Genomic DNA, 21,061 nt, shown 5'->3' with positions numbered 1-21,061 from the left:
CCAAGAATGAATACCACGCTGACCTTCCCACCCCGCTCCGATGCCGGCACCTTGCTCGTCCAGCCCGGTGATCTGCGGGAAGCGGCAAACAGCACGATGACGGGCGGCGCGACCAAGCCCCAGGTTCGGGTGGCCGAAAGGCCCACGGTGCTGCTGGTCGAGGACAACCATATCAACCAGGTCGTTGCGCTGGAATTTCTGTCGCTGATGGGCGTGCACAGCCGCCTGGCCAAGAACGGGCTGGAGGCCTTGTCGCTGTGCCTGGAGGCCGCGCCCGATCTGGTGCTGATGGACATCCAGATGCCCGGCATGGACGGGCTGGAATGCGCGCGCCGCCTGCGCGAGCTGCAGCGCGAGGGCCGCTTGCCCGCCTTCCCGATCCTGGCGCTGACGGCCCATGCGCTGGAGGCCGATGTCGTGGCCAGCATGGAGGCCGGCATGGACGAGCACCTCACCAAGCCGCTGGACTTCGTGGCGCTGCGCGAACGGCTGGGGCGTTGGCTGAAACTACCGGGACTGAGCTGAGATCGGCCGACAGCCGCGCGTCTCAGCCCGCAGGCAAGTCCTTCAGCAACTCGCCACGGCGCCGAGCCATCCGCGAACCCAGATCGTCCAGATCGACACCGATGGCGCGCGGCTGGATCTGCTCTTCCTCGAAGGCCGCCAACTCGGCCACCTCGCGGGCGAGCGCCTCCAGTTCCTCCAGGATCTGATCCTCATCGATGGCCTGCCGCGCCAGACCCGCGACCCGGCGCGCAATTTGCTCATTGCGCGGCTGAACGCTGGCCAGCGCCGCGCCCTTGTCGTTCAGGGCCGGATAGAGCAGTTCGGCCTGCAGCTGCTTGCGCAGACGCAGGCGCGCGCCGAGCCGCTGCATCGAGGCCCGGCGCTCGGCCGCTGGCGCACCGGCCTCGCCCGCCTGGCGCAGGTTTTCAAACAGCAGCTCGATCTCCTGCATGTCTTGACGCAGCAACGTCAGCGCATCTTGGCGCATCGGTGGCGAGGCGGAGTTGCTTTCCATCGCAGAGCCTTCTGGGGTCGGGGCATCGACAACTTTCCTCCAGGACGGCGGCCGATGCTGTGACGAGTTGTCAGGCGCCGGCGCGTTTCGGGCGGTCGAGCCAGCCTCTCGGGACTGGTGGCCCTGGCGAGAACACCATGCCGGCCCTACCCCCGGGTCAACCCCGATGCGGACGGCACAGGAGGCTGTAATTATGCAATTACGAAATCATCGAATCATGGACAGCAGCTTCCACAACAGCCCCCCTCTGCGCGGCAGTTCGATGCACGACGGCGTGGCCGCCCGGCTGCGCGCGATGATCTTTGCGCGCGAGCTGGCGCCCGGCGCCCTGGTCGACGAGAAGCACCTGGCCGAGCAATGGGCGATCAGCCGCACGCCGCTGCGCGAGGCGCTGAAGGTGTTGGTGGCGGAAGGGCTGCTGGAACTGCTGCCGCGCCAGGGCTGCCGCGTGATCGAGATGCGCGACGAGGATGCCGCCGACCTGTTCCCGGTGATGGCGATGCTGGAGGGCCGCTGCGCCTATGAGGCCGCCAGCAAGGCGACCCCGGCCGATGTGTTGGCGTTGCGCCAGCTGCACGAACAGCTCGAGCTGGCCGCCGCGGCCGGCGACCTGGACGCCTACTACCGGGTCAACCACCAGTTCCACAGCCTGGTGCAGGCGCTCGCCGCGAACCGCTGGCTGGAGCGCGTCACCACCGATCTGCGCAAGTTCCTGCGCCTGATGCGCGGGCGCCAGCTGAAGTCGCCGGGCCGCCTCGCGGCCTCGCTGGCCGAGCATCGCCGCCTGATGGCCGCGCTGGCGGCCGGCGATGCTCCGGCCGCCGAGCGCGAGATGCAGGCCCATCTGCTGGCGCAGCTGGAAGCCCTGGCCGCCCTGAAAGCCCTGTCACCCGGAGAAGCAAGCCATGTTGACTGAACTCAGGCTGCAGCATCAGCAGCGCCAATTCCTGATCGCCGCGCGCCGCCTGCTCTCGGAGCGCGGCGAGGCCAACAGCCTGGGCCTGGCCCGCGAACTGGTGGCGCGCCTGGCCGCGCTGGAACCGTCCTCGCTGGAAGCGGTGTTCCACCGCCTGGCGCATGACTTCAACCCCGACCCCAAGGCCGTGCTGGCCGCCGCCCAGGCCTATGCCGACGAGCCCGAGGCCGAGCAGCTGCTGGCGCTGATCCGCATCAGCGAGCCGCCGCGCCAGGAGCTGTTCCGCCGCCTGAACCGCGCGCCCGGCGCCACCGGCACCCTGGTGCGGCTGCGCCGCGCGCTGCTGACCGGCCTGGCCAAGCATCCCGAATGGCGCGGCGTCGAGGCCGATCTGCTGCACCTGTTCAGCTCCTGGTTCAACCCCGGTTTCCTGCAGATGCGCCAGGTCGACTGGAACTCGCCGGCCCAGCTCTTGGAGCAGATCATCCGCCACGAGGCGGTGCACGAGATCGACGGCTGGGACGATCTGCGCCGCCGCCTGCAGCCCGACCGCCGCCTGTTCGCCTTCTTCCATCCGCAGCTGCCCGAGGAACCGCTGATCTTCGTCGAGGTGGCCCTGCTGCCCGAGATGCCCGGCGCCATCGCGCCGCTGATCGACAAGAAGGCCGAAACCATGCCGGCCGACAAATACAAGGTGGCCGTCTTCTACTCGATCAGCAACTGCGAGCCCGGGCTCAAGGGCGTGTCGCTGGGCAACTTCCTGATCAAGCGCGTGGCCGAGCATCTGCAGCGCGAGATCCCCAAGCTCAAGACCTTCTGCACCCTTTCGCCGATACCCGGCTTCGCCGCCTGGCTGGCCCGGACCGAACTGGCCGAACTGCCCGGCCTGAAGAAGGCCCAGCTGGAGCGCGCCCGCACGGCACGCGCGCTGCTGCAGGAGGCCTGTGGCGGCGAATGGCCCAAACTGAGCCAGGCCGACACCCTCGCCAAGCTGGACGAGGGCCAGCAGCAGGCCCTGCTGCGCCTGGCCGCCACCTACCTGATCGGCCAGACCGCCACGCCACAGGGCGACCCGGTGGCACGCTTCCATCTCGACAACGGCGCGCGGCTGGAACGGCTCAACCCGCTGGGCAACCGCGGCACCAAGGGCCTGAAGCAAAGCTGCGGCATGATGGTCAACTACCTCTACGACCTGGGCAAAATCGAGGGCCATCACGAGGCCTTCATCCAGGGCGAGATCGCCTATTCACGCGGCGTGGCCGCCCTGCTTTGAGCGGCCCTCTCTGCACAAGTTCATAACAAGCCGCGCAGCGGCCACAGGAGACCCATCGATGAATCGCATGACACGCCGCACCCTGCTGGCCGCCAGCGCCGCGCTGCTGATGAGCGCGACCGGCGCCCAGGCCCAGAGCTGGCCCAGCAAACCCGTCATCTGGGTCGTGCCCTTCCCGGCCGGCGGCGGCACCGACGCCTTCGCGCGCCCGCTGACCGCCCAGCTGAGCAAGCAGACCGGCAAGCAGTTCATCATCGACAACAAGGGCGGCGCCGGCGGCACCGTGGGCGCCACCCTGGCGTCCAAGGCCGCGCCGGACGGCTACACCTTCTTCATGGGCGCGGTGCACCACGCGATCGCGCCCAGCATGTACCCCAAGCTGGACTACAAGCTGGAGGACGACTTCGTGCCGGTGGCGCTGATCTCCAGCGTGCCCCAGGTGATCGTCGTCAACCCGAGCAAGGTGCAGGCCACCGACCTGAAGGGCCTGCTGGAATACATCCGCAAGAACCCCGCCAAGCTCAACTACGGCTCGGCCGGCAACGGCACCTCGCACCACCTCGCCGGCGAGTTGTTCAAGCTGCAGACCAAGACCTTCATCACCCACATCCCCTACCGCGGCGCCGGCCCGGCGCTGCAGGACCTGATCGCCGGCCAGGTGGACATGATGTTCGACGGCTTGGGCTCCAGCGCCAGCCACATCAAGGGCGGCCGCATCAAGGCGATCGCGGTGGCGGCGCCGAAGCGCGCGCCCGGTTTCCCCGACCTGCCCACCAGCGCCGAGGGCGGCGTGCCGACCTACCAGGTCGCCACCTGGTATGGCCTGTGGGCGCCCAAGGGCACGCCCAAGGACATCGTCACCGCGATGCAGAACGAGCTGAAGAAGGCCTTCGCCGACGAGGCCATCAAGAGCGCCTGGACCGGCCTGGGCACCGAGGTGCCCAGCCTCTACGGCGACGCCTTCGGCGGCTTCGTCAACGGCGAGATCAAGCGCTGGGCCGAGGTGGTCAAGAGTTCCGGGGCGAAGCTTGATTGACCACCCCCTACGCGCTTCGCGCGCCCCCTCAAGGGGGCGAGCCCGAGGGCCCGGCAGAGCCGGATCCCCGGGCTCCGCTCGATGAGGCCGTGCTAATGCGTAGACCGCCTCGCGAGCGCAGAAGGAAAATTCCTCACATGAACGCAAACCTGTTCGCGGCGCTGCGCGCCGCCTTCCCCGCCGATCTGGACGGCACCGCGATCGAGTGCGCCGACGGCGATCAGGCCGGCCTGGCCTACAGCTGGCGCGACATCGATCGCGCCACCGCGATGCTGGCCAATCTGCTGGCTTCGCTTGAGCTGCCGGCCGGCAGCCGCGTCGCGGTGCAGACCGAGAAGAGCGTCGAGGCGCTGATGCTCTACCTGGCGGTGCTGCGGGCCGGCTATGTCTATCTGCCGCTGAACACCGCCTACCAGGCCGCCGAGATCGAGTATTTCATCGGCAATGCCGAGCCGGCCGTCGTCGTGTGCAGCGGCAAGAACTTCGGCTGGGTCAGCAAGATCGCCTTCCAGGCCGGCACGCAGAACGTCTTCACGCTCAACGAGGACCGCAGCGGCACCTTGCTGGACCGCGCGGCCGCGATGAGCGACCGGCACGAGCCGGCCGTCAAGCAGGCCGACGAGCTGGCCGCCATCCTCTACACCAGCGGCACCACCGGGCGCAGCAAGGGCGCGATGCTGAGCCACGGCAATATGCTCAGCAACGCCCGCACATTGAAGGACTACTGGGGTTGGCAGGCAGGCGACGTGCTGATCCACGCGCTGCCGATCTTCCATGTGCACGGGCTCTTCGTCGCCTCGCACGGCGCGCTGCTGAACGGCAGCAAGATGATCTGGTTCGGCAGGTTCGATCCCAAGGCCGTGATCGCGCGTTTCGCCGAGGCCACGATCTTCATGGGCGTGCCCACGCTCTATGTGCGCATGCTCGGCGAGGCCGCGCTGACGCCGGCGGCCTGCGCTCCTATGCGCCTGTTCGTCAGCGGCTCGGCACCGCTCCTGATCGAGACCTTCAAGGACTGGCAGACCCGCAGCGGCCACACCATCCTGGAACGCTACGGCATGAGCGAGACCATCATGCTGAGTTCCAACCCCTACCGCGCCGCGGACGGCGAACGCCGCGGCGGCACGGTCGGCTTCGCGCTGCCGGGCGTCGGCATGCGGGTGCACGACGACGCTGGGGGCCCCTGCCCGACCGGCGAGATCGGCAGCATCGAGGTCAAGGGGCCCAATGTGTTCGCCGGCTACTGGCGCATGCCCGAGAAGACCCGGGAAGAGTTCACCGCGGACGGCTGGTTCAAGACCGGCGACGTGGGCAAGTGCGACGAGCGCGGCTATTTCACGATCGTAGGCCGCAGCAAGGACCTGATCATCTCGGGCGGCTACAACGTCTACCCGGCCGAGATCGAGGGCTATATCAACGACATGCCCGGCGTGGCCGAGTCGGCCGTGATCGGGCTGCCGCATCCCGACTTCGGCGAGGGCGTGGTGGCGGTGATCGTGCCCAAGCCCGGCGCCAGGCTGGACGGCGAGGCCATTGCCGGCGCGCTGAAAAAACAGATCGCCAACTTCAAGGTGCCCAAGAAGGTGTTCATCGTCGACGCGCTGCCGCGCAACACCATGGGCAAGGTGCAGAAGAACCTGCTGCGCGAGCAGCACCAGACGCTGTTCGGCTGAGATGGACGAGACCTGCCCGCGCTGCGGCGGCGCCTTCCACTGCGGGGTCAACGACGCCGCGGGCTGCGCCTGCTTCGGCCTGCAACTCTCGCCCGAGCTGATGGCCCTGCTGCGCGAACGCTACGAGCGCTGCCTGTGCATCGCCTGCCTGCAGGCCCTGCAGCGCGAGCACCCTTCGATGGGGGTGTTGCAAACACCGCAAGCCGGCCCGCCGCCCGACCCGTCCACCTAGCCTGCCCGGCTGTCCGCCCCCGCCGGCGACTGCTACGCCGGCACCGATGTCGGCCAGACCCGCATCGACGCCGACGGCGTCAAGTTCAAAGACACTCCGATGCCAGCACCCCGGGGACGGGGCAACGCCTGACCCCCGGCGCCGAAACATCGACTTGCCAGGCCGCCCACCCGCGGGCTGGGCAGCCCCACCGGGGCCGGGCACAATGACCGACCATGGGTCGGGCCTTCTTCAGCGACATGCCGCGCGGCGCCTTCCGCCTGCTGCTTGGAACGCCCGCGCGCCGGGCCTGGGTCGAACGCCTGATGCGCGCCGGACCCTATGTGGCACTGGGCCTGGTGCTGCTGATGATGTGGGGCGTGGTGGCCTGGTTCTCGATCGCCTACCCGCAACGCCTGACGGCCGACTACCAGCGCGAGCTCACCACCTCGGCGCGCGCCGCCGCGACCCAGCTCGACGCCGTGCTGGGCGACGCCGAGACCAGCCTGCGCACCGTCGACCTGTGGCTGCTGACCCGCGGCCAGCGCGAGCCGCTCAACGACGCCTCGCTGGTGCAGCTGGCCGAGACCCTGCGCGACACCTCGCGCGGCCTGGTCGACGTGCTGCTGGGCACGCGCGACGGCCGCTTCTACCGCCTGCCCTCGCAGACCGACCAGCCCTTTGCCGCGCTGCCGGCGGCCGATTTCGTCGGCCTGCTGAGCACGCCCGAGGCCGAGGGCCTGGTGCTCGGCCGCCCGATCATCCTGCGCCCCGGCGCCCCGACCCATCTGCCGCTGGCCATGCGCATGAGCGCACCCAGCGGCGAGCTGAGCCTGCTGCTGGCCGTGATCGACACGCGCAAGCTGGCCGAGCTGCTGCAGCCCTATGCGCGCGGCGCCGAGGGCACGGTGACCCTGCTGCGCGGCGACGGCGTGGGCCTGCTGCGCCTGCCCGATGTGGCCGGCTTCACCGGCCGCAATATGTTCACCGGCATGAGCCGCAGCCATGTGCTGAAGACCCAGCGCAGCGGCAACTTCCTCAGCACCGGCGCGACCACCGACGGCCGGTCGCGCCTGGCCGGCTTCGAGACGCTGGGCAACTACCAGATCAAGCTGATCGTGGCCCAGGGCGTCGAGGCCACGCTGGGCCACCATGCCGAGCAGCGCGACCTGGTGCTGATGCTGAGCAGCGGCATCACGGCCGTGGCGCTGCTGATCACGCTGGTGCTGAGCCGCATGCAGCGCCTGGCGCGCGAGCGCGACGCCGCGCTGGCCGCCACCAGCGACGCCTCGCCGCTGGGCCTGTTCCGCTGCGACGCCCAGGGGCAGCTGAACTACGCCAACGACACCTATCTGCAGATGCACGGCCTGGGCGAGGACCAGCTGGCCTGGGGCTGGCTGAGCCTGCTGCCCGAGGACAGCCGCGCCTCGACGCGCGAGCAGTGGCGCGAGCATATCGCCGCCGGCGACGCGATCAACGTGATGCGGCGCGTGCGCCGGCCCGACGGCCAATGCCGGCTCTTCGCGGTGCGCACCGCGCCGCTGCGGCTGCGCGGCCGGGTGGTGGGCGCGGCCGGCACGGTGGACGACGTGACCGAGCGCATGGCCCAGCAGGACGCCCAGCGCACCCTGCACGCCATCTTCGACCAGACGCCCGACTACATCTGCCAGTTCGACCCCGAGGGTCATATGAGCTATCTGAACCCGGCCGGCCGGCGCCGCCTGGGCCTGGCGCCGGACGCCGGCCTGGCGGGCCTGACCTACCGGCCGTTTCTGCCGGCACCCCCGGACCGGGATTTCCTGGCCACCCTGCCGCCCGAGGCGCTGGCCCAGGGCCATTGGCAGGGCCGCAGCACCCTGCAGGACCTGGACGGCCGCTCCTTCCCGGTGGCCAGCTCGGTGCTGGTGCACCGCAACCGGCACGGCGAGATCGAAACCGTCTCGGTCCTGCTGCGCGACATCTCGGCCCATGTGCAGGCGCTGCGCGAGCGCGAGCGCAGCGAGGCGATGCTGAAGGCTGTCGCCGAGGTGGCCCCCACGATGATTTCGGTGCTGGACCGCGAGCAGCGCTTCCTGTTCTTCAACCGCGCCTTCGAGCAGCAGTTCGGCGTGCAGCGCGCCGACTGGATCGGGCGCCCGCTGCGCGAGCTGCTGGGCGAGGCGGAATACGCGCACAGCCTGCCGCTGGTGCAGGCCGCGCTCGACGGCCGGGTGGTGCACCGCGAGCATGACTTCGGCGTCCGCTCCGAGCCGCTGGTGCTCGACACGCAGTACGCACCGCTGCGGCGCGAGGACGGCGAGGTCGACGGCACGGTCTTGATCGCCCACGACATCACCAGCGCCAAGGCCGAGGAGGCGCGGCTGCGCGACGCCTCGCTGACCGACCCGTTGACCCAGCTGCTGAACCGCAGCGGCTTCGAACTGCGCGCCGACGAGCAGTTCGCGCTGGCGCGCCAGCACGACAACTTGCTGTGCCTGCTCTACCTGGACCTGGACCGCTTCAAGCCGGTGAACGACCAGTACGGCCATCCGGCCGGCGACGCGCTGCTGCGCGCGGTGGCCGGCCGGCTGCGCCACGCGCTGCGCTCGCATGACCTGGTGGCGCGCCTGGGGGGCGACGAGTTCGCGGTGCTGCTGCCGGCCCTGCACTCGATTGAGAACGCCGAGACGGTGGCGGCCAAGCTGGTGCAGGCGATCGCCCAGCCCTTCATGATCGACACCCATGAGATCACGGTCGGCGTCAGCGTGGGCTACTGCGTGGCGCGCGGCGGGGCGACCGATCTGGCGGTCATGGTGGCCCAGGCCGACGCCAAGCTCTACGAAGCCAAGCGCGCCGGCCGCGGGGTGTACCGGGGCGGCTTCTGCGGCTGACCCGGCGGCCGGCCGGCTTGCGCCAGGCTGGGGCGCGAACGCATTGACGCCGGCGGCCCGCGCCGGGACACTGCCGGCCGGCCCGCAAACCGCGGGCGAGCTCCCCAACCACAACACCTATCCATGTACGACGACATTGCCAAGCTCATCCTGCGCCTGACCCTGGGCCTGCTCACCCTGCTGCACGGCATCGCCAAGCTGGTCGGCGGCCCCGCCTTCATCACCGGCCTGATGGCCAAGCAGGGCCTGCCCGAGGCGCTGGGCTATCTGGTCTATGTCGGCGAGGTGCTGGCCCCCTTGCTGCTGATCGTCGGCCTCTGGACCCGGCCGGCGGCCCTGGTGGTCGCCATCAATATGGTGGTGGCCGTCGCCCTGGTGCACATGGGCCAACTGGGCGAGCTGAGCAAGAACGGCGGCTGGGCGCTGGAACTGCAGGCCTTCTACCTCTTCACCGCCCTGGCCCTGGTCCTGCTGGGCGCCGGTCGCCTCAGCATCGGCGGCAGCAAGGGCCGGTGGAACTAGGCGGACACGCTCAAGCCAGCGCCGGCTCGCCCTTGACCCGCAGCAGCGCCAGCTGCAGCACGCGGGCATCGGCGCTGGCGCGGTGACGCGCCAGTTGCTGCTCGCGGCGCACCTGCTGGGTGACGCGCTGCCAGTCGCGCGCCTCGGCCTCGGACAGCAGCACGCGCAGGTCCTCCAGGCGGAAGGCGGGCAGCAGCTCGGCGGCATCGAACAGGCGCGCCAGCCAGCTGTAGTCGTGGGCCCAGCCATCGCAATAGACGGTCTGGCCGGCCAGCCGGCCGTTCAGCTCGACCGCCACCCAGGCGGGCGGCTTGCCGCAGCGTTGCAGCGCCTCGCGGCTGATGCCGTGCAGGGCCTCGGCCGCCGGGTCCCAATGCTCCCAGCCCGGTAGCGGCCTGATCAGGCTGCAGAAGGGGCCGCCGCGCGGCGCGACGAAGCCCACCTCGATCGGGTAGCTGCCACGCCCGAAACCCGAGGCTTCAAGGTCGAGAACGGCGGGCGGCTCCATCGGCATGGTGCAAGCGAGTGTAAGCCGCTAGCCGCGTGCCAGGACCTCCCCCATCCGGATCTGTTGGCCGCTGCGCAGCACCAGTTCGAAGCCCGGCGGCAGGAAGACGATGATGGTCGAACCCTGCTGGAACCAGCCCAGTTCCTCGCCCTTGGCGGCGCGGGCCCGGTCTGGATCCACCGGCAGCTCATGCGGCCCCGGGTAGTCGACATGCAGCAGCAGGTCCAGGCAATGCAGGCGCAGGCTGGCCACCAGGATGGCGGCCACCGCCACCAGCGCGACGGGCCGGCCGTCCTCCAGCCGCGCATGGATGGCGGCGCGCTCGTTGCGGCAGAACAGGCGCTCCACCCTTTTCAGCGCGATCGGGTTGACGTTCCAGGTGTCGCCGGCGATATGGGTCACATGCTCGATCCGCAGATCGGCCGGCGCATGGAAGCGGTGATACATGGCCGAGGTCAGGCGCAGGGTGACGAACTGCCCGCCCAGGAAGGGCGCGGCGCGCGCCGCGTCGCCGAACAGCTCGCCCACCGAGTATGGAAAGCCCTTGGCCTGGAAGACCTGACCCCGCTCCACCGCGCCGCAGGCGCCGACGATCGCGTCGCAGGGGCTCAGCAGCGCGCCCGGCTCCTCGGCCAGCGGCCGGGCGCCGGCCTTCAGCTCGCGGGTGAAGCAGTCCTGCAGGCTGCTGAAGCGTTGTTTCCGCGCCTCGCCCAGGTCCAACCGGGTGAACAGGCGCCAGACCGCGATCGAGCAGCGCGCCAGCAGCGGGCTCTCGATGCGGCTGTACCAGCCGACCAGCCGGGTCAGGGCCAGGCGCGGGATGCGGTTGGTCAGCAGGAAGTTCAGGTCCTCCTGCTGCAGCAGGCGGTCACGCCACAGAGCCACAAGCTTCATCAGATCGTCAACTGAAGTGGTTACAGATACGAGTCTGCTTATCTTGTGTGACCGCCATATGGACGAGACCCTCTCTTTGTACGCCCTGGCCGCGCTGGCCCTGGCCGGCCTGATCCCCAAGGCCAAGCGCCGCCTGGAGCTGTCGCGCGCCAAGCACCGCTCGCTGGCCGGCCATGCGCGCATCGCCAAGCGCATCGCCGCCCAGGTGCCGGGCTATGCCTACGACGAGGCGCGCTTCTTCGCGGCCGACGGCGCGCCGCCCGAGCTCGCCCAGCGGCGCAGCGCCGGTTTCCACGCGCTGGCCCGGGCGCTGGCCGAGGCGCATCCGCGCTCGATCGCCGCCACCGAAGCCGCGCGCGCGGGCATTTCCGACCTGCAGTTCACCGGCGCCTACCGCGTGCCCTACCAGTTCAGCCCCTATCTGCGCCAGCATCTGAAGCTCGGCAGCTTCGTGGCCGCCACCGAGGGCCCCTGGATCGTCGACCTGGACGGCCAGCGCTGGCTGGACCTCTCGGGCAGCTACGGCGTCAACCTGTTCGGCCACGAGTTCTACAAGGAATGCATGGCCGAGGGCAGCGCGCGCGTCGCCGCGCTCGGCCCGCTGCTGGGCGCCTACCACCCGCTGGTGGCCGAGAACGTGGCGCGGCTGAAGAAGATCTCCGGCCTGGACGAGGTGAGCTTCCACATGTCGGGCACCGAGGCCGTGATGCAGGCGGTGCGCCTGGCCCGCTACCACACGGGCCGCAGCCATCTGGTGCGCTTCTGCGGCGCCTACCACGGCTGGTGGGAGGACGTGCAGCCCGGCCCCGGCAACCCGCAGCCGCCGCGCGACACCTACACGCTAAAGGACATGGACGCGAAAAGCCTGCATGTGCTGCGCACGCGCAAGGACATCGCCTGCGTGTTGGTGAATCCGCTGCAGGCCCTGCACCCCAACAGCGGCGCGCCGGGCGATTCCTCGCTGGTGGACAGCTCGCGCCGTGCCGGCGGCGTCGAACGCGCGGCCTATGCGACCTGGCTCAAGGCGCTGCGCAAGGTCTGCGACGAACGCGGCATCGCCCTGATCTTCGACGAGGTGTTCGTCGGCTTCCGCCTGGCGCCGGGCGGCGTGCAGGACTATTTCGGCGTGCAGGCCGATCTGGTCACCTATGGCAAGACCCTGGGCGGCGGCCTGCCGGTGGGCGTGCTGTGCGGCAAGGCCGCGCTGATGAAGCGCTTTCGCGAGGAGCGCCCGGCCGACCTGTGCTTCGCGCGCGGCACCTTCAACAGCCATCCCCATGTGATGGGCGCGATGGCCAGCTTCCTGGACCGGCTGGAGCGGCCCGCGACCCTGGCGCTCTACGACGATCTGGACGCCCGCCAGGATGCGCGCGCCGCGCGGCTCAACGCGGCCTTGGCCGAGGCCGGGGTGCCGGTGCGGGTGGCCAATCTGTCGACCATCTGGACCGTGAGCTACACCGAGCCCTCGCGCTACAACTGGATGCTGCAGTTCTATCTGCGGCGGCAGGGCCTGTGGCTGTCCTGGGTCGGCACCGGCCGCTTGATCTTCAGCCTGGACTACGACGAGGCGCTGTTCGACGAGGTGCTCGCACGTTTCGTCGCCGCCGGCCGCGCGATGCTGGCCGACGGCTGGTGGTGGCAGGCCCCGGGGCTCAGCAACAAGGGCATCAAGCGGCAGTTGCTGAGGGAGATGCTGGCCGAGCGCTTCGGCTGAATAGCCAGGGCCCGCCGCGACCCCATGTCGCGACGGGCCTGCCGGTTATGGAAGGCCTTGGGAAGCACCGATGCTCGATGCCGAATCTCGAAGCGGCTGTTGGGCACGCCAAGGGCATCGGGCGAGGAGCTTCGTTCGTGTCCCCCGGACCGGGCCTGCGGCCCGGCCCTCCTCCTTGACCTCACTGCGCCCCTCACCCGACACCCTTGGCGGGTCGGTGCACTGCCTGTCACGCAGAAAACCAGCGCCACCAGATCAGGACGGCTGGGTGTTCTGTGAAGTGAGGTCAAGGAGGAGGAGCAGGCGCAGCCTGGTCCGGGGGACAGGAGCGGAACAGAGCACCCAGGCGGCCTGATCCCGCCCACTGTTAGCGACCGACCGCTTCGTGCCGAGACGCGACACCAACTGCTCCCGCTTCCTCTGTCTTAGAAAGCAGTCCGCCCGTGTCAGGCCTCGTGCTGCACATGCCCCATCGGGTCGATCAGCTCGCCGCGCAGCAGGTACAGCGGGGCGCGGTGATAGAGCATGATGTCGTGGAAGGGGTCGGTCAGGATCTTGGTCATCCACACCAGGCCCGTGCCCACGCTCTGCAGAAAGAACAGGTGCACGGTGCGGAACAGCAGTCCGGCCACGCCGAGGAAGAGCCACATCCAGCCGACCTGGCGCGCGAACTCGAACAGGTCGACGGCCGGCGCGGCGAAGGCACCGAACAGCGTGGGCTGGGCCAGCAGCAGCAGCGGCGAGCCGGCCCACAGCGCCATCAGCACCACCTTGCGGCGCAGGTTGTAGCCGACCTTGATGTCTTCCTTGTGCTCATGCGTGGCCTGGTTCACATGGTCGTAGCCCTTGGGCTCGAAGAAGAAATGGCCAGCCTGGCGGCTGGTCATCGAGACCAGCCAGGCCAGCAGCGCGGCCAGCGGCGGATCGACCAGCAAGAGGCCGTAGGCCGCGACGAAGCTCAGCGCGCTGAGCAGGTGCAGGCTCTGGTTGATGCGGCTGTGGTGGTAGTAGCGGTGGTCGTCCCAACGCTGCACGGCCAGCGCTTGCATAAAGTCCTTGGTCACATCGGCTCCCGACGGTGGTTGGATGATGACCGGATGGTGAAGCCTGCATATGAAGCGTTGGTGACGATGGACCGTCATCGAATTGCCGCAATGCGCCGCCAACATGCGCCCCATGAAGCCGCTGCCCACCGAGATTGAGGTCGACGAGGCGCCACCGCTGCACCGTTCGCTGCGCATCGCCTTGGTCACCGAGACCTACCCCCCCGAGGTCAACGGCGTCGCGCGCACCGTGGCCTGCGTCGTCGAGGGCCTACGCGCCCGCAACCATGCGGTGCAGCTGCTGCGCCCGCGCCAGCAAAAGGGCGAGCAGGCCAGCGACGGCGCGGACGAGCGCTTCCACGAGGTGCTGATGCGCGGCCTGCCGATCCCGCGCTACCCGCATCTGCGCATGGGCATGGCCTCCAAGCGCAGCCTGGTGCAGCTCTGGACCCTGCGCCGGCCCGACATCGTGCACATCGCCACCGAGGGCCCGCTGGGCTGGACCGCGCTGCAGGCCGCCAGCTACCTGAAACTGCCGATCTGTTCGGACTTCCGCACCAATTTCCACGCCTACAGCAAGCATTACGGCATCGGCTGGCTCAACAAGCCCATCATGGTCTATCTGCGCAAGTTCCATAACCGGACGCAGTGCACCATGGTGCCGGACATGGCCCTGCGCGACGAGCTGCAAGGCCTGGGTTTCCAGGGCGTGCGCGTGCTCGCGCGCGGCGTCGACACCCAGCTCTTCGATCCCGCCCGGCGCAGCGCCGACCTGCGCGCCTCCTGGGGTGCCGGCGAGCAGGACCCGGTGGTCCTGCATGTCGGCCGGCTGGCGCCGGAGAAGAACCTCGCCACCCTGGTTGATGCCTTCGAGGCGTTGCGCCAGATCCAGCCGCGCGCGCGCCTGGTGCTGGTGGGGGACGGACCGGCACGCGCCGAGCTGCGGGCGCGCCTGCCGGACGCCATCTTCGCCGGCATGCGCCATGGCGAGGACCTGGCCGCCCATTACGCCAGCGGCGACCTGTTCGTCTTCCCCAGCCTGACCGAGACCTTCGGCAACGTCACGCCCGAGGCCCTGGCCAGCGGCCTGCCGGTGCTGGCCTACGACTACGCGGCAGCGGCCCAGCTGCTGGACAACGGCGTCAACGGCTGGCGGGCCCCCTTCGGCAACACGCCCGAATTCCTGCGCCTGGCGCGGCTGCTGGGCGGCGATCTGGCGGGCCTGCGCGCGATGGGCGCGGCCGCGCGCGCGCGCGCCGAAGAGCTCGGCTGGGCCGGCATCGTGGCCGGCCTGGAGAACATCTACACCGGCCTGGTCGATGCGCCGGGCTATTCGACCCGCCCCCAGGTCACCGCGCAGCTGGCCTAAGAATCCCTCCCCTACGCGCTGCGCACGCCCCATCAAGGAGCCCGGCGAAGCCGGATCTGCCCGCGCTCAGTCGGAGGCCTGGCCGGCCACCTGCCCATGGATCGCCGCTTGCCTGGAACGCCGGATCAGCGCCGTCATCGCCAGCGCGATCGCGACGCCGAAGCCGCTCATCAGCGGCAGCAGCGGCGCATCCAGCGCCAGCGCGCCGGCGTAGAGGCCCAGCATCGCCAGCACGCTGAGGTTCTCGTTGAAGCCCTGCACCGCGATCGAGCGCCCGGCGCTCAGCAACTGGCAGCCGCGGTGCTGCAGCAGCGCGTTCATCGGCACCACCAGCAGCCCGCCCACCGCGCCGGTCAGCGCCAGCAGCGGCAGGGCCAGGGTCAGGTCTTGCACCCAGGCCAGCAGCACGATCAGCGCCCCCAGCAGCACGCCCAGCGGCAGCACCCGGCGCGCCCGCGCCAGCGGCACCCAGCGTCCGGCGGCCGCCGCGCCCAGCACCACGCCGACGGCCACCGCCGCCTGCAGATAGGCGGCGCGCTCCAGCGGCAGCGCCAGCCGCGCCTCGGCCCAGCGCAGCACCGCGAACTGCAGGGTCGCGCCGACGCCCCAGAACAGGGTGGTGACCGCCAGCGACAGGCCGCCCTCGGCATCGCGCCACAGGCGCCGGTTGGCGCGCCAGAAATCGCGCCACAGCTGGGCCGGATGCCGGCGCGCGGCCGGATAGCGCGCGCCGCTGTCCGGCACGGCCAGCTGCAGCAGGGCCGCCAGCGCATAGACGGCGCCGAGCAGCAGCAGGGAAGCGTCCAGCCCCTGCAATCCAAAGAAGGACAGCCCGAGCCAGGGCGCCACCAGCAGCCCGCCCAGCACCGCGCCCAGCAGCGCCGCGCCGACGATGCTGACCTCCAGCCAGCCGTTGGCCGCCACCAGCTGGCGCGGCGGCACCAGCTCGGTGACCAGACCGTACTTGGCCGGCGCATAGGCCGCCGCGCCCAGGCCCACCAGGCTGTAGGCCAGCACCGGGTGCCAGCCCGCCAGCATGCCGGCCAGTCCCAGGATCTTCAGTCCGTTCATCCAGGCCATCAGCCGCGCCTTCGGCATCGCGTCGGCCAGGGGCCCCACCAGCGGCGCCAGCAGCACATAGGACAGGGTGAAGCCGAATTTCAGCAGCGGCGCCCACCACAGCGGCAGGCCCTCGCGCTGCAGCAGCGCGATCGTGACGATCAGCAGCGCGTTGTCGGCGAGCGCCGAACAGAACTGGGCCGCGATCAGCGGATGGAAGCCGGGCGGCATCGGACGGGTGCTGGGGAGCGGCGCATGGGCCGATTGGAGCCCGCCCCGATGCCAGGGCGATGACAGGCGGGCGACACCGGCGTGACGGCGGCCTGCCCGGCAGGGCTTCGGCCCATTCCCTTCCCCGCGCAGCAGCTCAAGGGCAGGCCCAGGGCAGGATCCGGAAGGGCTATGGCGATGCCAGGGAAGCCATCAAGGGTTCCCTGGCAGCGCCGCCCCCGAGCGGGTATAGAGTGGGGCGCCGGAGGCCTCGGATACCGGCCCCGCCCTCACCACAGCCACGGAGAGTCGCCATGGAACCCTCGAACCATCGGTTCTCGGAACTGTTCGCCCAGCTGGGCCTGCCGGCGACCGAACCGGACATCCGCGCCTTCATCGACGCGCACCGCCCCCTGCCGGCTTCCCTGCCGCTCAGCGAGGCGCCCTTCTGGACGCCGGCGCAGGCGGAGTTGCTGCGCCAGCAGCTGCGCGCGGACGCCGACTGGGCCGAGCTGGTGGACCAGCTCAATCTGGCCCTGCACTGAGCGCCCCCGGCATCGGCCGCGCCCCGCCCTCGCGCCGCAGCAGCATCAGCAGGGCCATGCCCAGGGCCAGCACGGCCGCGGTCAGCCCCAGCGCGGCCTGGTAGCTGCCGCTGGCCTGGGCCATGCTGCCGGCCAGCGCCGGCGCGCTGATCTGGGCCACGCCGTAGCTGAGCGTCAGCCGCGCCATCGCCTTGCCGGGGTTGCCCGGCGAGCGCCGCCCCACCAGGGCCAGGGTCAGGCTGACGATGCCGATGAAGGTGGCGCCATAGAGCAGCGCCCCGGCCAGCGCCGCCGCCAGGGAGCCCGACAGCGCCGCCAGCAGCACCGACAGCAGTTGCAGCGCAAAGGCCAGCGCCAGCGCATTGAGTTCGCCCAGGCGCCGCGCGATCCTGTCCCACAGGAACACCGCGGGCGTGGCCGCCAGCCCCACCAGCAGCCAGGCCCAGGGGCCCTGCCCCGCCAGCAGCGGCTGGCGCTCGACGATGGCCACCGTGAAGGTGGCGCTGATCACGAAGCCCCAGCCGGCGCAGAAGTACATCGCTGCCATCAGCGCCAGCCAGCGCCGCCCGGGCGCCGCCGCGCCGGCCTGCGGGCCCGCGGCCGGCGGCGGCACCGGCGGCCGCCAGGCCCAGCTCGGCCACAGGAACAGCAGGCCCAGCAGCACGAAGCCCAGCCATTGCCCGGCCCAGTCCAGCGCCAGCCGCGTCATCGCCATCGCGCCCAGCGCCGACACCACGATGCCCAGGCCCAGTCCCATGAAATGCAGGCCCAGCTCCGGGCGCCGGCCGGCACGCATCAGCCAGCCCAGCACCAGCCCCGAGCCCAGCAGCATGCCGGCGGCGCCACACAGCCCGCCGACATAGCGCGACAGGGCCCAGACCCAGAGGTTGCTGCTCGCGGCCATCAGCGCCGTGCTGGCCAGCGCCAGCAGCAGGCCCCAGCCATAGAGGCGGTGGCGCCAGCGCGCATCCTCCAGCGTGGCGGCCAGCAGGGCCCCGCTCATATAGCCGAGGTAGTTGGTCGCCGCCAGCCAGCCCGCCGCCAGGTCCGACAGCCCGGCCTGGGCCTGCATCAGCGGCAGCAGCGGCGTGTAGGCGAAGCGCGCCAGCCCGATGGTCAGCACCAGGCCGGCGATGCCGCCGGCGATGACCTGCCAGGCCCGCAGCCCGCGCTTGTCTGTCATATCGTTCCCGTCGTTCGTGTCGTTCCGCATGGGCCCCGAGCGTAGCCGCAGACTTGAAATCCTGCCGCCGCCCCCATCTGCCGGCCATCTATCCCCTCACGGTTCCCACCCCCGCGCGATGGCCCTGCTGATCATCTGCCTGCTGGCCCTGGTGCTGATCGTCGCCCTGGCCGGCCAGCCGCTGCTGCTGCGTTGGCGACGCGCACGGCTGCAGCGCCGGCCCTTCCCCCAGGCCTGGCGCCGCATCCTGCGCCGGCGCGTGCCCCTGGTGGCCCGGCTGCCGCCCGATCTGCAGCTGCGCCTGAAGCGCCTGATGCAGGTCTTCTTGGCCGAGAAGCCGATCATCGGCTGCGGCGGTCTGGCGGTCACCGACGAGATGCGCGTCACCATCGCCGCCCAGGCCTGCCTGCCGCTGCTGGGCGCCGCGCGCGGCTACTACCCGCAGCTGCGCCAGGTGCTGCTGTATCCGAGCGCCTTCTATGTCGAACGGCCCGAACAGGGCGCGGCCGGCGTGCAGATGGAACAGCGCCGCCTGCTGTCCGGCGAGTCCTGGACCCAGGGCCAGGTGATCCTGTCCTGGCCGGACGTGCGGGACGGCGCGGCCGATCCGGCCGACGGCCGCAATGTCGTGATCCACGAGTTCGCCCATCAGCTGGACCAGGCCAAGGGCTATGCCAGCGGCGCCCCCGCGCTGCGCGACCGCGCCGCCTACGCGCGCTGGTCGCGCGTGCTGCGGGCCGAGTACGACGCGCTGCGGGCGCGTGCCGCGCGCGGCGAGCCGGGGCTGCTGAGCGACTACGGCGCCACCGACCCGGCCGAGTTCTTCGCCGTGGCCAGCGAGGTGTTCTTCGAGCAGCCGCTGCAGCTGGCCGAAGCGCACCCGGCGCTCTACCAGGAGCTGGCGCGCTACTACCGGATCAACCCCTTCAGCTGGTAGTTCCGGCGCCGGGCCAGACCGTGCCGTGATGCGCGCAGATGCGCGCGATCAGCTCATGCGCATAGCTCGGCAGGCGCTGGCCCTCGCGCGTCAGCAGGTAGCGCTCGCGCAGCGCCCAGTCGTCGGCCAGTTTCACCAGCGCGATGCCCATGCCGGCGGCCTGATGGCGGCGCGCCGCCGACTCCGGCGCGATGCCCAGGCCCACGCCGGCCTCCGCCATGCGGCACATCGCGTCGAAGCTGCCGACCTGAACGCGCAGCTTCAGTGCGGGCCGCCCCATATCCTCGACCACGCGCGACAGAAAGCGCTCGATCGTGCTGCCCTCGTGCATGCCGACCAGGGCCTCGCCCTTGCCCAGCACCTCGGCCAGCGCCACCTGGGCGCGCCGCGCCAGACGGTGACGCTTCGAGCTCACCAGCACCAGCCGGTCGGTGGCGAAATGGAAGGCCGAGAGCCCCTGCCGGTCGACCGCGCCGGCCGCGATGCCGAGGTCGGCGCGGCCCTCGCGCACGCCGCGCGCGATCTCGTGGTTGGCATGCTCGCGCAGGCCCACCGTGACGCGCGGATGCGCGGCCAGGAAGCCGGCCAGGATCTCGGGCATGAACTCGGTCACCGCGGTGGTGTTGGCGAACACCCGCACATGGCCCTGCAGCCCGCCGCCGTACTCCCGCAGCTCGGCGCGCAGGGTCTCGGCCTGCAAGAGCATCAGCCTGGCGTGATGGGCGAAGGCTTCGCCGGCCGGCGTCAGCGCCACGCCGCGCGCGCGACGCTCCAGCAGCGGCAGCCCGGCCTGCTGCTCGATCGCCCGGATGCGCGTACTGGTGGCGGTCAGCGACAGGTGCACGTGCTCGGCCGCGCGGGTCAGGTTGGCCAACTCGGCCACGGCGACGAACAGGCGCAGATCACTCAGGCTCAGATGCACGGCAGTCTCTCCAGCCTTCCGGGATGCGGAAGGCTCGCTCCCAAAAAAAGGCCATTGTTGCAGGCCGGCGCCGCGGCCAAGATCGCCCCACATCAACGGAGACAAATCCCATGCAGCGCAAGCTACGCCTCGTCCTGAGCACCACCCTCGCGGCCCTCGGCTTGGCCGCCCAGGTTCCGGCCCAGGCTTCCGACTACCCGGTCAAGCCGGTCACCCTGATCGTGCCGCAGAACGCCGGCGGCACCAACGATATCGTCGCGCGCATCGTCGGCCAGCGCCTGGGCGAAGTGCTGGGCGGCACCGTGGTGGTGGAGAACAAGGTCGGTGCCGGCGGCAATATCGGCACCCAGGCCGCGGCCAAGGCGGCCAAGGACGGCTACACGCTCTTGATGACGATCAGCAGCAGCCAGGCCATCAACCCGGCGGTCTACAAGGCACCGGGCTTCGACCCGGTGAAGGATTTCGCGCCGATCGCGCTGGTCGGCACGGTGCCCAATGTGCTGGTCGTCAACCCGGCCTTCCCGGCCAAAAGCCTGGACGAGTTCCTGAAGGCGGTGAAGGCGGCCAAGCCCGGCAGCTACCAGTACGCCTCGGCCGGCAACGGCACCCTGAACCATCTGCTGGGCGAGATGCTGAACAGCACGGCCGGGCTGGAGATCCAGCACATTCCCTACAAGGGCGTCGCGCCGGCGCTGACCGACGTGATCGGCGGCCAGGTGCCGATCGCCTTCGCCAGCCTGCCCTCGGTGCTGGGCTATCTGAAGAGCGGCCGCCTGCTGGCGCTGGGCGTCAGCTCGCCGCAGCGCTCGCCGGCCCTGCCCGACGTGCCGGCGATTGGCGAGAAGGTGCCGGGCTATGCCGGCACGCTGTGGGTGGGCCTGTTCGCGCCGCGCGGCGTCAGCGCGGACATCGAGCGCAAGCTGCAGGACGCGATGGGCAAGGTGCTGGTCACCAGCGAGACGCGTGCGGCGCTGAGCGCGCAGGGCATGGAGCTGGCAAGCGCAACGCCCACCCAGTTCGCGGCCCTGCTCCAGGAGGACATCGCGCGCTGGGCCAGGATCGTCAAGACCTCCGGCGCGAAGATCGATTGACCACCCCCTACGCGCTGCGCGCGCCCCCTCGAGGGGGCGCGCCCGCAGGACCGGCGAAGCCGGA

The 21,061-nt window shown here is 70.7% G+C and carries 20 protein-coding genes; 13 read left to right on the top strand and 7 right to left on the bottom strand.

Translation table 11 applies throughout. The features are described from left to right. The first annotated feature begins 6 nt into the window (after window positions 1-6). Window positions 7-525: a response regulator gene (locus AC07OQ_RS03775; protein WP_495051754.1), complete on the top strand. Its 519-nt coding sequence runs from the start codon at window positions 7-9 to the stop codon at window positions 523-525. A gap of 22 nt (window positions 526-547) precedes the next feature. On the opposite strand, the gene AC07OQ_RS03770 is transcribed toward AC07OQ_RS03775, so the two are convergent. Continuing rightward, entirely contained in the window at window positions 548-1,021 is a 474-nt protein-coding gene (locus AC07OQ_RS03770; RefSeq protein WP_495051753.1) for a hypothetical protein, read from the bottom strand. A gap of 217 nt (window positions 1,022-1,238) precedes the next feature. Between AC07OQ_RS03770 and AC07OQ_RS03765 the strand changes: the two genes are divergently transcribed. The 7 genes from AC07OQ_RS03765 (at window position 1,239) to AC07OQ_RS03735 (ending at window position 9,522) form a co-directional block, all read left to right on the top strand. After that, window positions 1,239-1,937, top strand: a complete 699-nt coding sequence (locus AC07OQ_RS03765; protein ID WP_495051752.1) for a GntR family transcriptional regulator — start codon at window positions 1,239-1,241, stop codon at window positions 1,935-1,937. Then, window positions 1,927-3,210, top strand: coding sequence for a malonyl-CoA decarboxylase (locus AC07OQ_RS03760; RefSeq protein WP_495051751.1), 1,284 nt, complete (start codon window positions 1,927-1,929; stop codon window positions 3,208-3,210). The genes AC07OQ_RS03765 and AC07OQ_RS03760 overlap by 11 nt, the downstream gene beginning before the upstream one ends. A gap of 67 nt (window positions 3,211-3,277) precedes the next feature. Then, window positions 3,278-4,246 carry a Bug family tripartite tricarboxylate transporter substrate binding protein gene (locus AC07OQ_RS03755; protein ID WP_495051930.1) on the top strand — a complete coding sequence of 323 codons (969 nt, stop codon included), beginning with the start codon at window positions 3,278-3,280 and terminating at the stop codon, window positions 4,244-4,246. A 137-nt stretch (window positions 4,247-4,383) separates the two neighbouring features. Continuing rightward, window positions 4,384-5,919 (top strand): malonate--CoA ligase, encoded by a 1,536-nt coding sequence (locus AC07OQ_RS03750; RefSeq protein WP_495051750.1) that lies wholly within the window; start codon window positions 4,384-4,386, stop codon window positions 5,917-5,919. Window position 5,920: 1 nt separating this feature from the next. Then, window positions 5,921-6,151: a cysteine-rich CWC family protein gene (locus AC07OQ_RS03745; RefSeq protein WP_495051749.1), complete on the top strand. Its 231-nt coding sequence runs from the start codon at window positions 5,921-5,923 to the stop codon at window positions 6,149-6,151. Between the two features lie 215 nt (window positions 6,152-6,366). After that, a complete protein-coding gene (locus tag AC07OQ_RS03740) occupies window positions 6,367-9,000 on the top strand; it encodes a diguanylate cyclase domain-containing protein (RefSeq protein WP_495051748.1) in 2,634 nt (877 codons plus the stop codon). Between the two features lie 123 nt (window positions 9,001-9,123). Beyond that, entirely contained in the window at window positions 9,124-9,522 is a 399-nt protein-coding gene (locus tag AC07OQ_RS03735) for a DoxX family protein (RefSeq protein WP_495051747.1), read from the top strand. Between the two features lie 10 nt (window positions 9,523-9,532). Here AC07OQ_RS03735 and AC07OQ_RS03730 read toward each other — a convergent pair whose 3' ends face one another. Continuing rightward, window positions 9,533-10,036, bottom strand: a complete 504-nt coding sequence (locus AC07OQ_RS03730) for a 3'-5' exonuclease (RefSeq protein WP_495051746.1) — start codon at window positions 10,034-10,036, stop codon at window positions 9,533-9,535. Between the two features lie 21 nt (window positions 10,037-10,057). Next, window positions 10,058-10,924 (bottom strand): archaetidylserine decarboxylase, encoded by an 867-nt coding sequence (asd, locus tag AC07OQ_RS03725; protein ID WP_495051745.1) that lies wholly within the window; start codon window positions 10,922-10,924, stop codon window positions 10,058-10,060. 58 nt (window positions 10,925-10,982) lie between these two features. Here asd and AC07OQ_RS03720 point away from each other — a divergent pair, with 58 nt between their 5' ends. Continuing rightward, window positions 10,983-12,638, top strand: a complete 1,656-nt coding sequence (locus tag AC07OQ_RS03720) for an aminotransferase class III-fold pyridoxal phosphate-dependent enzyme (protein WP_495051744.1) — start codon at window positions 10,983-10,985, stop codon at window positions 12,636-12,638. Window positions 12,639-13,084: 446 nt separating this feature from the next. Here the strand turns inward: AC07OQ_RS03720 and AC07OQ_RS03715 are convergent, their stop codons facing one another. Further along, the gene (locus AC07OQ_RS03715; RefSeq protein WP_495051929.1) at window positions 13,085-13,687 is read right to left on the bottom strand and encodes a hypothetical protein; all 603 of its coding nucleotides are present in this window, start codon (window positions 13,685-13,687) and stop codon (window positions 13,085-13,087) included. Between the two features lie 127 nt (window positions 13,688-13,814). Here AC07OQ_RS03715 and AC07OQ_RS03710 point away from each other — a divergent pair, with 127 nt between their 5' ends. Next, complete coding sequence (locus AC07OQ_RS03710; protein WP_495051743.1) at window positions 13,815-15,050, top strand: glycosyltransferase family 4 protein; 1,236 nt, start codon at window positions 13,815-13,817, stop codon at window positions 15,048-15,050. Between the two features lie 66 nt (window positions 15,051-15,116). Here AC07OQ_RS03710 and lplT read toward each other — a convergent pair whose 3' ends face one another. Next, window positions 15,117-16,340 carry a lysophospholipid transporter LplT gene (gene lplT, locus AC07OQ_RS03705; protein WP_495051742.1) on the bottom strand — a complete coding sequence of 408 codons (1,224 nt, stop codon included), beginning with the start codon at window positions 16,338-16,340 and terminating at the stop codon, window positions 15,117-15,119. Window positions 16,341-16,633: 293 nt separating this feature from the next. Between lplT and AC07OQ_RS03700 the strand changes: the two genes are divergently transcribed. Beyond that, window positions 16,634-16,864, top strand: a complete 231-nt coding sequence (locus AC07OQ_RS03700) for a DUF2789 domain-containing protein (protein ID WP_495051741.1) — start codon at window positions 16,634-16,636, stop codon at window positions 16,862-16,864. Here the strand turns inward: AC07OQ_RS03700 and AC07OQ_RS03695 are convergent. Next, complete coding sequence (locus tag AC07OQ_RS03695) at window positions 16,845-18,047, bottom strand: YbfB/YjiJ family MFS transporter (protein WP_495051740.1); 1,203 nt, start codon at window positions 18,045-18,047, stop codon at window positions 16,845-16,847. The two genes, AC07OQ_RS03700 and AC07OQ_RS03695, sit on opposite strands and share 20 nt — an antisense overlap. 118 nt (window positions 18,048-18,165) lie before the next feature. Here AC07OQ_RS03695 and AC07OQ_RS03690 point away from each other — a divergent pair, with 118 nt between their 5' ends. Beyond that, window positions 18,166-18,984, top strand: coding sequence for a M90 family metallopeptidase (locus AC07OQ_RS03690; RefSeq protein WP_495051739.1), 819 nt, complete (start codon window positions 18,166-18,168; stop codon window positions 18,982-18,984). Here AC07OQ_RS03690 and AC07OQ_RS03685 read toward each other — a convergent pair. Next, entirely contained in the window at window positions 18,974-19,906 is a 933-nt protein-coding gene (locus AC07OQ_RS03685; RefSeq protein WP_495051738.1) for a LysR substrate-binding domain-containing protein, read from the bottom strand. The two genes, AC07OQ_RS03690 and AC07OQ_RS03685, sit on opposite strands and share 11 nt — an antisense overlap. Before the next feature lie 110 nt (window positions 19,907-20,016). On the opposite strand from AC07OQ_RS03685, the gene AC07OQ_RS03680 reads away from it, so the two are divergent. Further along, complete coding sequence (locus AC07OQ_RS03680; RefSeq protein WP_495051737.1) at window positions 20,017-20,997, top strand: Bug family tripartite tricarboxylate transporter substrate binding protein; 981 nt, start codon at window positions 20,017-20,019, stop codon at window positions 20,995-20,997. The last annotated feature ends 64 nt before the right edge of the window (window positions 20,998-21,061 follow it).

The sequence above is a fragment of the Roseateles sp. GW821-FHT09B06 genome (assembly GCF_059418245.1).
Note: the sequence above shows the minus strand (reverse complement) of the source record. Positions and strands in the feature narration are given on the sequence as shown.